Origin of the sequence: Paraburkholderia sp. 32 (genome assembly GCF_050435345.1) — a bacterium.
Taxonomy (GTDB): domain Bacteria; phylum Pseudomonadota; class Gammaproteobacteria; order Burkholderiales; family Burkholderiaceae; genus Paraburkholderia; species Paraburkholderia tuberum.
This window is the reverse complement of record NZ_JBNDKD010000003.1, coordinates 1,861,827-1,873,696: the sequence shown is the minus strand read 5'-3', so window position 1 is coordinate 1,873,696 and position 11,870 is coordinate 1,861,827. Positions and strand designations below refer to the sequence as shown.

General features: G+C 65.8%; 12 protein-coding genes. 8 read left to right on the top strand and 4 right to left on the bottom strand.

Annotation, left to right across the window (positions count from 1 at the left end):
* The first annotated feature begins 27 nt into the window (after positions 1-27).
* The 5 genes from araH to pyrF all read left to right on the top strand — a co-directional run bounded on the left by araH (position 28) and on the right by pyrF (position 5,103).
* Positions 28-1,044, top strand: a complete 1,017-nt coding sequence (gene araH / locus OKW26_RS31365; RefSeq protein ID WP_184022903.1) for an L-arabinose ABC transporter permease AraH — start codon at positions 28-30, stop codon at positions 1,042-1,044.
* A 51-nt stretch (positions 1,045-1,095) separates the two neighbouring features.
* The gene (locus OKW26_RS31360; protein ID WP_184058491.1) at positions 1,096-1,896 is read left to right on the top strand and encodes an SDR family NAD(P)-dependent oxidoreductase; all 801 of its coding nucleotides are present in this window, start codon (positions 1,096-1,098) and stop codon (positions 1,894-1,896) included.
* On the top strand, positions 1,893-2,834 hold the full coding sequence (locus OKW26_RS31355; protein ID WP_429356156.1) for an SMP-30/gluconolactonase/LRE family protein: 942 nt from the start codon (positions 1,893-1,895) through the stop codon (positions 2,832-2,834). Before OKW26_RS31360 ends, OKW26_RS31355 begins: the two co-directional genes overlap by 4 nt.
* A gap of 220 nt (positions 2,835-3,054) precedes the next feature.
* A complete protein-coding gene (locus OKW26_RS31350) occupies positions 3,055-4,116 on the top strand; it encodes an aldose 1-epimerase (protein WP_429356155.1) in 1,062 nt (353 codons plus the stop codon).
* A 171-nt stretch (positions 4,117-4,287) separates the two neighbouring features.
* A complete protein-coding gene (pyrF, locus tag OKW26_RS31345; RefSeq protein ID WP_184058485.1) occupies positions 4,288-5,103 on the top strand; it encodes an orotidine-5'-phosphate decarboxylase in 816 nt (271 codons plus the stop codon).
* Between the two features lie 51 nt (positions 5,104-5,154).
* Here pyrF and OKW26_RS31340 read toward each other — a convergent pair whose 3' ends face one another.
* The 4 genes from OKW26_RS31340 to thiL form a co-directional block, all read right to left on the bottom strand.
* Entirely contained in the window at positions 5,155-5,685 is a 531-nt protein-coding gene (locus OKW26_RS31340) for a cupin domain-containing protein (protein ID WP_184058483.1), read from the bottom strand.
* A 32-nt stretch (positions 5,686-5,717) separates the two neighbouring features.
* The gene (locus tag OKW26_RS31335; protein ID WP_184022908.1) at positions 5,718-6,218 is read right to left on the bottom strand and encodes a CinA family protein; all 501 of its coding nucleotides are present in this window, start codon (positions 6,216-6,218) and stop codon (positions 5,718-5,720) included.
* 109 nt (positions 6,219-6,327) lie between these two features.
* Complete coding sequence (locus tag OKW26_RS31330; protein ID WP_429356154.1) at positions 6,328-6,903, bottom strand: phosphatidylglycerophosphatase A family protein; 576 nt, start codon at positions 6,901-6,903, stop codon at positions 6,328-6,330.
* Positions 6,893-7,894 (bottom strand): thiamine-phosphate kinase, encoded by a 1,002-nt coding sequence (gene thiL / locus OKW26_RS31325; protein ID WP_429356153.1) that lies wholly within the window; start codon positions 7,892-7,894, stop codon positions 6,893-6,895. The genes OKW26_RS31330 and thiL overlap by 11 nt, the downstream gene beginning before the upstream one ends.
* A gap of 178 nt (positions 7,895-8,072) precedes the next feature.
* Here thiL and OKW26_RS31320 point away from each other — a divergent pair, with 178 nt between their 5' ends.
* The 3 genes from OKW26_RS31320 to OKW26_RS31310 all read left to right on the top strand — a co-directional run bounded on the left by OKW26_RS31320 (position 8,073) and on the right by OKW26_RS31310 (position 11,823).
* Positions 8,073-10,412: an NADP-dependent malic enzyme gene (locus OKW26_RS31320; protein WP_429356152.1), complete on the top strand. Its 2,340-nt coding sequence runs from the start codon at positions 8,073-8,075 to the stop codon at positions 10,410-10,412.
* Positions 10,413-10,832: 420 nt separating this feature from the next.
* On the top strand, positions 10,833-11,246 hold the full coding sequence (locus OKW26_RS31315; RefSeq protein ID WP_184058475.1) for a ribonuclease: 414 nt from the start codon (positions 10,833-10,835) through the stop codon (positions 11,244-11,246).
* Positions 11,247-11,262: 16 nt separating this feature from the next.
* On the top strand, positions 11,263-11,823 hold the full coding sequence (locus tag OKW26_RS31310) for a barstar family protein (protein ID WP_429356151.1): 561 nt from the start codon (positions 11,263-11,265) through the stop codon (positions 11,821-11,823).
* The last annotated feature ends 47 nt before the right edge of the window (positions 11,824-11,870 follow it).

Below are 11,870 nucleotides of genomic sequence, written 5' to 3'. Positions count from 1 at the left end.
CGTGGGGAACGGGGAGGAGTATTGAACATGCAAGCCAGAGAAAACCTCGCGCAGCAGACCGCCAAGAGCGCGGCCGACGCGCTGATCCCGCAGACCGGCGACAAGGCCAAATGGTGGCAGCAGATCACCGAATACAGCCTGATCGTGATCTTCATCCTGATGTTCGTCACGATGTCGCTGACCGTCGATCATTTCTTCTCGATCGAGAACATGCTCGGCCTCGCGCTGTCGATCTCGCAGATCGGCATGGTCGCGTGCACGATGATGTTCTGCCTCGCGTCGCGCGACTTCGACCTGTCGGTCGGCTCGACCGTCGCGTTCGCCGGCGTGCTGTGCGCGATGGTGCTCAACGCGACCAACAGCACGGTCATCGCGATCATCGCGGCGGTCGCGGCGGGCGCGGTGATCGGCTTCGTCAACGGCGCGGTGATCGCTTATCTGCGCATCAACGCGCTGATCACGACGCTCGCGACGATGGAAATCGTGCGTGGCCTCGGCTTCATCGTGTCGCATGGGCAGGCGGTCGGCGTGTCGTCGGATACGTTCATCGCGCTCGGCGGCCTGACGTTCTTCGGCGTGTCGCTGCCGATCTGGGTCACGCTGATCTGCTTCATCGTGTTCGGCGTGATGCTTAACCAGACCGTGTACGGCCGCAATACGCTGGCGATCGGCGGTAATCCGGAAGCGTCGCGGCTCGCCGGTATCAACGTGGAGCGCACGCGCGTTTACATCTTTCTGATCCAGGGTGCCGTCACCGCGCTTGCCGGCGTGATTCTCGCGTCGCGTATCACGTCGGGTCAGCCGAACGCCGCCGAAGGCTTCGAGCTGAACGTGATCTCCGCGTGCGTGCTCGGCGGCGTGTCGCTGTTGGGCGGCCGCGCGACGATCTCCGGCGTCGTGATCGGCGTGCTGATCATGGGTACGGTCGAGAACGTGATGAACCTGCTGAACATCGACGCGTTCTATCAGTACCTGGTGCGCGGCGCGATTCTGCTCGCGGCCGTGTTGCTCGACCAGTTGAAGAACCGCGGCTCGCGCGATTGAGTCGCTTTCACCCCATCCCAAGCACATCCAAGCTCATAAAGGAATCGAACGATGTCGTCTCCGGCCAATGCAAACGCCAGCCTCGCTGACACCGCGTACGCGCGCTATCCGAGCCTCGTCGACCGTACGGTGCTGATCACGGGCGGCGCGACCGGCATCGGCGCATCGTTCGTCGAGCACTTCGCGGCGCAGGGCGCGCGCGTCGCGTTCTTCGATATCGACGCGAGCGCGGGCGACGCGCTCGCCGACCAGCTCGGCGATTCGAAGCACAAGCCGCTGTTTCTGGCCTGCGATCTGACCGACGTCGACGCGCTGCAAAAAGCGATCGCCGACGTGAAGGCCGCGCTGGGTCCGATCCAGGTGCTCATCAACAACGCGGCGAACGACAAGCGCCATCAGATCGGCGACGTGACGCGCGAGTCGTTCGACGCGGGCATCGCCGTGAACATCCGCCATCAGTTCTTCGCGGCGCAGGCCGTGATGGAGGACATGAAGGCCGCGCGTAGCGGCTCGATCATCAACCTCGGCTCGATCAGCTGGATGCTGAAGAACGGCGGCTATCCGGTGTACGTGATGTCGAAGTCGGCGGTGCAGGGTTTGACGCGCGGGCTCGCGCGCGACCTCGGCCACTTCAATATCCGCGTCAACACGCTGGTGCCGGGCTGGGTGATGACCGACAAGCAGCTGCGCCTGTGGCTCGACGACAACGGCCGCCGCCAGATCAAGGAAGGCCAGTGCATCGACGCCGAGCTGATGCCGGCCGACCTCGCGCGCATGGCGCTGTTCCTCGCCGCCGACGACAGCCGCATGATCACCGCGCAGGACATCGTCGTCGACGGAGGCTGGGCGTGAGCGCCAACCCGCGCGTGCAACGGGCCACGCTGCTGCTCGACGCGCAATGCGAGCTCGGCGAAGGCGCGACCTGGTGCGCGAGGAGCGGCCGCTTCTACTGGACCGACATCGAAGGCGCGCGGCTGTGGCGCTACGATCCGGCCGACGGCCGCAGCGATTCGTTCGACATGCCCGAGCGGCTCGCCACCTTCGCACTGTGCGAAAACCCGCGCTACGTGCTGCTCGGGCTCGCATCGCACCTCGCGTTTTTCGATCTGGAGAAGGGCGGCACGCAGCGCATCGTCGACGTCGAGCCCGGTCTCAACACGCGCGTCAACGACGGCCGCTGCGATCGGCAAGGGCGTTTCGTGTTCGGCACCAAGGACGAAAGCGGGCAACGGCAGACGGTCGCCGGCTTTTATCGGTTGAATCACGATCTGTCGCTCGAACGTTTACCGTTGCCAGCGCCGGCGATTTCGAACAGCATCGCATTCAGTCCCGACGGCGCGACGATGTACTACTGCGATTCGCCGACGCGTGAAATCCGCGCGTGCGACTATCGCGCGGACGGCGGCATCGCGAACGATCGCCTGTTCACTCGCCTGACCGATGCGAAAGGCATCCCCGACGGCTCGACCGTCGACAGCGACGGCGGCCTGTGGAACGCGCAATGGGGCGGCGCGCGCGTGGTGCGTTACGGCCCCGATGGCGTGGAAACCGAGCGCATCGACGTGCCCACCACGCAGCCGAGCTGCGTCGCGATCGGCGGTGCCGCGCTCGGCCAGGCCACGGGCAGCGCCCAGGGCGAGTCGGCGCTCGACACGCTGTACATCACGAGCGCCTACGCCGAGCTCGATGCGACGGCGCGCGCGGCCGACACGCTCGCGGGCGACCTGTTCGTCGCGACGCTCGCGCGGCGCGGTGTTGCGGAGCCGCTGTTCCAGGGCGCGCCTATCTAGCGCAGAATGACGCAGCCCCGGCCGCACGCCGGGGCCGCGATCCTGAAGGTGAAGCAGAAGTCGATGTGGCAGTTTCGGTCCGCGAGCAATACGCCCGCGACCGGCCGGCAACGAATCGGCAGCATGCAGTTCGGACTCGAGGCGAATTGGTCACAAAAAGTCGCCCGCAACTCCCGTCAACCCTGACGGCAACGTCCCACGCCTCTCGATGGAGCCAGATATGACTGTTGCGAATCTCGTTTCAGCCTCATCCCCAACCTCTCAAACGCGACGCTCGCGACTCGCCGCGGCGGCCAATCCCGTGCTGGCGGGCCCGAGCACGTCGGCGGTGGCCCTCGGCGAAGGCAGCGCCGGCGATGTCGCGTGCATCACACTCGCCAACTCGCAATTGCGTCTCGATGTCGCGCCGACGCTCGGCGGCGGTGTGACCCGCTTCGACTGGCGCGACGACGGCGCGCTGACGCCGATCTTCCGGCGCTGCAGTCACGTCGGTGGCGATACGCAACCGAACCAGCTGGCCTGCTATCCGCTCTTGCCGTACTCGAACCGCATCGGCGGCGGCCATTTCAGCGTGGCCGGGCGGCGCGTCGAGGTACCGCGCAACCGCGCCGACGAGCCGCTGCCGATTCACGGCGACGGCTGGCTCGCGCAATGGCAGGTGCTCGACGCGGGCCGCGAGCACGTGCGTCTCGCGCTCGACCGCAGCGACGGCAAGCCATACGCGTTCCGCGCGACACAAACCTACACGCTGGACGGCCCAACGCTGGTCGTCTCGCTCGACATCGAAAACGCTGGCCGCGAGACGCTGCCGTTCGGGCTCGGCGTGCATCCGTTCTTCGTGCGCGACGCGGACACCGAGCTGTCGGCGGCGGCCGGCGGCCTGTGGCTCTCGAGCGACGACTGGCTGCCGGTGCGCCACGTGCCGGCGCCCCCCGCGTGGCAGTTCGGCGTCGCGTATCCGCTGCCGGAGACGATCGTTAATCACGCGTTCACCGGCTGGAGCGGCCAGGCGGCAGTGGTGTGGCCGAAGCGCCGTCTGTCGCTGAACATCGCCGCCGACACTGACTATTACGTGCTGTACACGCCGCCCGGCGAAGACTTCTTCTGCTTCGAACCGGTCGATCATCCGATCAATGCAATGAACCTGGCGGGCGGCGCGAGCGAAAACGGCATGACGCTGCTCAAGCGCGGCGAGCGGTTGACGCGCACGTTCCGCTTCACGGTCGAGCGGACTGGACTGCGCTCGATGCCGGGCGGGCGCGGCGCGCGGCGCAGGAAGTAGCCGCAGTCGTAGCCGCCGGGCCGCCGGCCGGACGAACGTCCGAACGGGCGGCCTGGCGCTGCTATCGCCTATGAGGCGCGGGCCGCGCGGTGACCGCCATCGACGGACGGCGTTCGTGGGACAGGTAAAATACGCGCCTCCTCCGATTACCGGCTCGCCGCGAGACTCACCATGTCCAATTTCATCCAGACACTCAACGACGCTTGGCAGCGCACGAACTCGCTGCTGTGCGTTGGCCTCGATCCCGAGCCCAGCAAATTCCCGGGTGCGCTCGCGGGCCGCGCCGACGCGATCTTCGAGTTCTGCCGCACGATCGTCGATGCAACCGCGCCGTACGCGTCGTCGTTCAAGCCGCAGATCGCCTACTTCGCCGCGCATCGCGCAGAAGAGCAGCTCGAGCAGCTGATCGCCCACATTCACGCGAACCATCCGGGCCTGCCGGTGATTCTCGACGCCAAGCGCGGCGATATCGGCAGCACGGCCGAGCAATACGCACGCGAGGCCTTCGAGCGCTACCAGGCCGACGCGGTGACGGTCAATCCGTACATGGGTTTCGATTCGATCGAGCCGTATCTCGAGCACGCAGGCAAGGGCGTGATCGTGCTGTGTCGCACGTCGAACGCGGGTGGCTCGGATCTGCAGTTTCTCGAGACAAGCGGTCGGCCGTTGTATCAGGTCGTCGCGCAACTGGCCGCGCAGAAGTGGAATGCGAGCGGCCAGCTTGGGCTCGTGGTCGGCGCGACGTTTCCGAAGGAAATCGAAGTGGTGCGCGGAATCGTCGGCGACATGCCGCTGCTGATTCCGGGCATCGGCGCGCAAGGCGGCGACGTGCAGGCCACCGTGAGCGCCGGACGCACCGCGAACGGCACCGGCATGCTGATCAACTCTTCGCGCGCGATCATCTACGCGGGCAAGGGCGACGATTTCGTGCAAGCGGCCGCGCAGGCCGCGAAGGACACCCGCGACCGGATCAACGCGTTTCGTTGAACCGGCGGGCGATCCCGCGGCGGGCGATCCCGCGACGGCCGGCGCGGCGCGTCAGCGCGCCGGTGCGAGCCGCCCGATCAACCCCGCATGCCGCGGATGCCGCGCCTTCAGCGCGTCCACCTCCGCGAGTTCGAACTCGCTGAATTCGAAACCCGGCGCGACCGTGCAGCCGACCAGCGCGAACGATGCCGGATCGGCGCACTCGGCCGCGAACCACAAGCCGGCCGGCACGACGGCCTGACAGACCGTATCGGGATGCGTGAGCGGATTGCCGAGCCGGTGCGTGACGAGCGCACCGCCGGCATCGCTTTCATCGAGCACGTGGACCAGCAGCGGCTCGCCGGCATAGAAATGCCAGACTTCATCGGAACGGATCCGATGCCACGCCGAATGCGCGCCGTCGCACAGCAAGTAATGGATCGCAGTCGACGCCGCACGGGCGTTCCCAACCTCGCTCGGCTCGCCGGCGCGCAGCACGCGCGCGGCCGAGCGGTAGGTCTCCGCAAAAAAGCCGCCTTCAGGATGAGGCTTCAGATCGAAGCGGCGGATCAGTTCGTCTGCGATCGCGCGCGAATCCGGCATTGTCCGCCTCCTCAGTGATAGTTAGCCGCCGCTCAATGCTCGCGTTCGTCGAGTAGCGCCAGCAGGCCGCGCAGCGCGTGCGCCGCGGCCTGCACGCGGATCTGGTCGCGGTCGCCCTTGAAAATCTTCGTTTCCACCGACGTGTGCAGCCGGTTGCTCCAACTGAACGACACCATGCCGACAGGCTTGGTTTCCGTGCCGCCGCCGGGGCCGGCGACACCGGTGATCGACAGCGACACCTGCGCTCGGCTGTTGCGCAGCGCGCCTTCGGCCATCGCTCGTGCGACCGGCTCGCTGACCGCGCCGTGCTTTTCGATCAGGTCGGCCGGCACACCGATCATTTCGCTTTTCGCCTGGTTCGAATACGTGACGAAGCCGCGTTCGAACCAGCCGCTGCTGCCGGAGATGTCGGTGATCGCGGTCGCGACCATACCGCCCGTGCAGGACTCGGCGGTCACGAGCATCAGGCGCTCGTCGCGCAGACGGTTGCTCACGCGGATCGCAAGCTGGTGAACGACGGAATCGGTAGGCATGATCTCAGTCAATCCGGAAAACGAAGCCGGCCGGGCGGCGCGGCGAACGGCAGGGGCCGGGCGGCGACCAAAACAGTCGAACGGTACTCGAACGGTGAACAGGCAGCGCTCAAACCGACATCCGCCACAGCGCAATCACCAGCAACGTAAAAAATGCGGCGATCAGGTCATCGAACATGATGCCAAAGCCACCTTTCAGCCGGCGGTCGAAGTAGCCGATCGGCGGCGGCTTCACCATGTCGAAGAAGCGGAAGATCAGGAACGCCCACACCTGGCCGGTGAGCGTGGCAGGCGTGACCATCAGCAGCACGAGCCAGATCGCGACGATTTCGTCCCACACGACCGCCGACGGATCCTCGACGCCGAGCCGCTTCGCGGTAAAGCCGCACAACGCGATGCCGCCGAGAAAGCCGACGCCGATCAGCACGCCCCATTCGATAACTGTCAGATAACGACTCAGCACCGCGAACGAGGCCCACCCGAGCAGCGTGCCGATCGTGCCCGGTGCGATGGGCGACAGCCCGCTGCCGAAGCCGAGCGACAGAAGGTGGACTGGATGCGACAGCATGAAGCGCGCGGTCGCGCGGCGCGGCTGAGCAGGCTTCGGCTCGCGCGGTCCAGGCGCCTGGGGCGGCTCGCCGCCGAGGAAGTCGTCGGCGGGGCCGAGCGGGGGGTCATTCTGCATGAAAGTGATCGAAACCTTGCAAGGTCAGAGTGAGCGGCGCGCCGCTGGCGTTGCGCCACGCGATGGCCGGGCGGTCGGTGGCCGCCTCCCGTGCGCTTATTGTACCGATGCGGGTGACCGGCACGGCGGCCTTCTGCGCGGCGGCCTCGACCGCGGCGCGTGCGGCGGCGGGCGCGGTGAAGCACAGCTCGTAGTCGTCGCCGCCGGCGAGCGTGCAGCGCTGCTGGACGTCGGGCGGCAGGCGGCGTAGCGCGGCCGAGCGCGGCACCGCATCGACGTCGACGCTCGCGCCCACCGACGAGCGTTCGAGGATGTGCCGCAGATCGCCGGCGAGTCCATCCGACAGGTCGAGCGCCGCGTGTGCGATGCCGCGCAGCGCGAGGCCGAGCGCGATGCGCGGCTCGGGGCGTTCGAGCGCCCGGCGGAACGTCGCGGCGTCATTCGGGGTGGCGGACCATTCGCCGCGCTGCGCGCCGAGGCCGGCGCGCGCGTCGCCGAGAGTGCCGGAGATCCAGATGTCGTCGCCGGGTTGCGCGGCATCGCGGCGCAAGGCTGTTCGTGGCGGCACGCTGCCGAATACCGTAATGCACAGATTGAGCGGCCCGCCCGTCGTATCGCCGCCGATCAGCTCGCAACCGTAGCGCTCGGCGAGCGCGAACAGGCCTTCGCTGAAACCGGAAAGCCAGGCTTCGTCGGCTTTCGGCAGCGAGAAGGCCAGCGTGAACGCCCGCGGCTGCGCGCCCATTGCGGCGAGGTCAGACAGATTGACGGCAAGCGCCTTGTGACCGAGCGCTTCGGGATCGATATCGGCGAAGAAATGACGGCCTTCGACCAGCATGTCCGTCGATATCGCCAGCATTTCGCCGGCAGGCGGCGCCAGCAACGCGCAATCGTCGCCGATGCCGAGCGTGCCGCCTTCGGCATTGGCGGGCCGCACGGCGGCGGCGCGGCGGGCAAAGAAACGATCGATCAGCGAAAACTCGGAAAGCATGATGGCGGACGGTGAGCGGAGAACGATTGGAGAAATGGCGCGGATCAGGCTGATTGAGCGTGATGCCCCGTCGCAAGCGCCGGACCATCCGGACAACGGGCAACGCGCGCTTTCACGCTGTTTCAGTCGCGGCTGTTGTACCCGTATTGAAGGAATTGCGTAGGCAATTGGGGCTACAATGCCGTCGAACGTCTATTCTAATCTGCCCTCCGAAGCCCGCCTTATGTCGAATCCCGTCAATACCAAACTCCGCGAAGCAGCTCTCGATTACCACGAGTTCCCGACTCCCGGCAAAATCGCGATCGCCCCGACCAAGCAGATGATCAACCAGCGCGACCTCGCGCTGGCGTATTCGCCTGGCGTCGCGTTCGCGTGCGAGGAAATCGTCGAGAGCCCGCTGAACGCCGCGCGCTTCACCGCGCGCAGCAACCTCGTTGGCGTCGTCACGAACGGGACCGCGGTGCTGGGCCTCGGCAACATCGGGCCGCTCGCGTCGAAGCCGGTCATGGAAGGCAAGGCCGTCCTGTTCAAGAAGTTCGCCGGCATCGACGTGTTCGATATCGAGATCAACGAGAACGATCCGCACAAGCTGGTCGAGGTGATCGCCGCGCTCGAACCGACCTTCGGCGGCATCAACCTCGAAGACATCAAGGCGCCGGACTGCTTCATCGTCGAACGCGAATGCCGCAAGCGCATGAAGATTCCGGTCTTCCACGACGACCAGCACGGCACCGCGATCGTCGTCGCGGCGGCGGTCACCAACGGCCTGAAGGTCGTCGGCAAGGACATCAAGGAAGTCAAGCTGGTCGCGTCGGGCGCGGGCGCGGCGGCGCTCGCGTGTCTGGACCTGCTGGTCGACATCGGCCTGTCGCTCGAAAACATCACCGTGACCGACCTCGCGGGCGTCGTGTACAAGGGCCGCACCGAACTGATGGACCCGGACAAGGAGCGTTTCGCGCGTGAAACCGACGCGCGCTCGCTTGCCGAGGTGATCGAAGGCGCGGACGTGTTCCTCGGGTTGTCGGCCGGCGGCGTGCTCAAGCAGGACATGGTCAAGCAGATGGCCGCCAGGCCGCTGATCCTCGCGCTTGCGAACCCGACGCCGGAAATCCTGCCGGAACTCGCGCTCGAAGTGCGTCCGGACGCGGTGCTGTGCACGGGCCGCACCGACTACCCGAACCAGGTCAACAACGTGCTCGTGTTCCCGTTCCTGTTCCGCGGCGCGCTCGACGCCGGCGCGACGACGGTCACGCGCGAAATGGAAATCGCCGCCGTCAACGCGATCGCCGAGCTGGCGCGCCAGGAGCAGAGCGACATCGTCGCGACCGCGTACGGCATCCAGGACCTATCGTTCGGACCGGAATACCTGATTCCGAAACCCTTCGATCCGCGTCTGATCGTGAAGGTCGCGCCCGCGGTGGCGAAGGCCGCGATGGAATGCGGCGTCGCCGAGCGTCCAATCGAGGACATGGACGCATACGCGCAGCATCTGCAGCAGTTCGTTTATCACAGCGGCACGACGATGAAGCCGATCTTCCAGCTCGCGCGCAGCGTCGAGCCGGAGAAGAAGCGCATCGTGTTCGCGGAAGGCGAAGAAGAGCGCGTGCTGCGCGCGATGCAGATCATCGTCGACGAAAAGCTCGCAAAGCCGATCCTGATCGGCCGGCCGGCCGTGATCGAGCAGCGGATCGCGCGTTATGGCCTGCGGCTCGTCGCGGGGCAGGACTACACGGTCGTCAACACCGATCATGACGAACGTTACCGCGAGTTCTGGCAGGAATACGCGAAGATGATGTCGCGCAAGGGCATCACCACGCAGATGGCCAAGCTCGAGATGCGCCGCCGCACCACGCTGATTGGCTCGATGATGGTCAACAAGGGCGAGGCGGACGGCATGATCTGCGGTACGGTCAGCACCACGCACCGCCACCTGCACTTCATCGATCAGGTGATCGGCAAGAAGCCCGGCGCGAAAGTCTATGCGGCGATGAACGCGCTGGTGCTGCCGAATCGGCAGATTTTCCTCGTCGATACGCACGTGAACGTCGATCCGACACCGGCCGAGCTGGCTGAGATCACGATCATGGCAGCCGAGGAAGTGCGCCGTTTCGGCATCGAGCCGAAGGTTGCACTCGTGTCGCACTCGAACTTCGGTTCGAGCAACGCGCCGACCGCGCAGAAGATGCGCGATACGCTCGAGATCCTGCGCGAACGCGCGCCGGGGCTGCAAGTTGACGGCGAAATGCACGGCGACGTCGCGCTCGACGCCAACTTGCGCCGCGAGGTATTGCCCGATTCGACGCTCGAAGGCGACGCGAACCTGCTGGTGCTGCCGAACATCGACGCGGCCAATATCTCGTACAACCTGCTGAAGACGGCGGCCGGCAACAACATTGCGATTGGCCCAATTCTGCTCGGCGCGGCCAAGCCGGTGCACGTGCTGACGCCGTCGGCGACGGTGCGCCGGATCGTCAACATGACGGCGCTGCTGGTCGCGGACGTCAGCGCAACCCGCTAACTGCGCATCGTGATCGGGCCGCGACGGGCCCGGCGCCGGTTTTCCAACCGGCGTACCTGAAAAAAAAGGCGTGCCCGCAATGGGCACGCCCTCAGGGCAAGCTGGGGATCGCCACCCCGAAAAATGGCAATGACACGGCCTTTCGGCTCAGTGGTTTCAGGCTCCAACAACCGCAATCGAGCGCCTCGGCCAGCGGCCGCTTGCACCGCCCGCACTGCATTCGATCACGGTTGAGCTCAGTTTAGCCTGATCGAGCTAAACATTCTGTCAAAAGTCGTCAAAGTCCGCGCCACCGGCTTTTCCGCGGGGTGAGGCGGGGTGCCATCGGCCGTCGAACGTTGATTCCAAAGGCTATTAGCGATACCCTTACGACTTTCATGGTTGTCAAACTCGTGATCTGACAGCGGGGAAACCTGATACATGGCACGCAACTGGTTGCGCATGAAAGGCGTGCTGATCGGTGCCGCCGCACTCTGCGCGTTGTCCAGTTCCGCGCCCGAAGCGCTGGCGCGAGATTACTCGGCGCCAGCTGGGGTGGAAGCGCAGGTGGGCACCATCGCGCTGGCGCAATTGCCGCGCGAGGCGGTCGATACGTTGAACCTCATTGCCGCCGGCGGGCCTTACCCGTATCAGAAGGACGGCATCGTATTCGGCAACTACGAACGGGTGCTGCCCGCCCACCGGCGCGGCTATTACCACGAATACACCGTCCCCACGCCTCACGCGCGTAATCGCGGGGCGCGCCGCATCGTCTGCGGAGGTCCGCTACAGCGGACCGACAATTGTTATTACTCGGACGACCATTACACCAGTTTTAACCATATTGTTGAATGACATTGGGATGAACGGCATGAGCGACAACATCTACGCGCACGATTCCGGAGTCGCGACGGATCTTTTCGCGGCCGGCGACGGCAATTTGTTCCAACGCGTCATGAAGATGCGCGCCGACGAGCAGGGTCGCGACAAACAAAGCGAGGCTGCCACGGTGGTTTCATCGAACGAGGAGCCCATGAGCCTTTTCAGGACGGTGCGGCCGAACATCGTGCAGTCGATCCGCGCGTTCCGCGTGCAGGATCTCGCCGACGAGGCCAACCTGCTCGGCCAGCACTTTCTGTATGCGTACTGCGCGAACGCCGCCTCGAAGCAGGAAGTGCTCGAGACGATCGCGACGTCGTTCCTTTTTCCCAAGCATTTCGGCAAGAACTACGACGCGCTCTACGACTGCCTGACCGACCTCGTGCACAAGGCCGGCGCGCAGCCCGGCTTCGTGATCGTGCTCGAACACCTGCCGATCGCGCAGAAATTCGACAAGGAAGGGCGCGAGACGCTGCTCGACGTGTTCCGTGAAGCGGCCGAATTCTGGGCCGAGCGCAAGGTCGCGTTCCGGGTGTTCTACTCGTTCGCTTGAAGTTCGCCGGATTTTCGCCTGTTCAGGCGTAGCTGCTCGAGTCTGAC

Coding starts and splice junctions, on each gene's coding strand:
- OKW26_RS31310 (WP_429356151.1), top strand. CDS start 11,263: ATGAGCGACAACATCTACGCGCACGATTCCGGAGTCGCGACGGATCTT.
- OKW26_RS31315 (WP_184058475.1), top strand. CDS start 10,833: ATGGCACGCAACTGGTTGCGCATGAAAGGCGTGCTGATCGGTGCCGCC.
- OKW26_RS31335 (WP_184022908.1), bottom strand. CDS start 6,218: ATGCCTACCGATTCCGTCGTTCACCAGCTTGCGATCCGCGTGAGCAAC.
- araH (WP_184022903.1), top strand. CDS start 28: ATGCAAGCCAGAGAAAACCTCGCGCAGCAGACCGCCAAGAGCGCGGCC.
- OKW26_RS31330 (WP_429356154.1), bottom strand. CDS start 6,903: ATGCAGAATGACCCCCCGCTCGGCCCCGCCGACGACTTCCTCGGCGGC.
- OKW26_RS31340 (WP_184058483.1), bottom strand. CDS start 5,685: ATGCCGGATTCGCGCGCGATCGCAGACGAACTGATCCGCCGCTTCGAT.
- pyrF (WP_184058485.1), top strand. CDS start 4,288: ATGTCCAATTTCATCCAGACACTCAACGACGCTTGGCAGCGCACGAAC.
- OKW26_RS31350 (WP_429356155.1), top strand. CDS start 3,055: ATGACTGTTGCGAATCTCGTTTCAGCCTCATCCCCAACCTCTCAAACG.
- OKW26_RS31360 (WP_184058491.1), top strand. CDS start 1,096: ATGTCGTCTCCGGCCAATGCAAACGCCAGCCTCGCTGACACCGCGTAC.
- thiL (WP_429356153.1), bottom strand. CDS start 7,894: ATGCTTTCCGAGTTTTCGCTGATCGATCGTTTCTTTGCCCGCCGCGCC.
- OKW26_RS31320 (WP_429356152.1), top strand. CDS start 8,073: ATGCCGTCGAACGTCTATTCTAATCTGCCCTCCGAAGCCCGCCTTATG.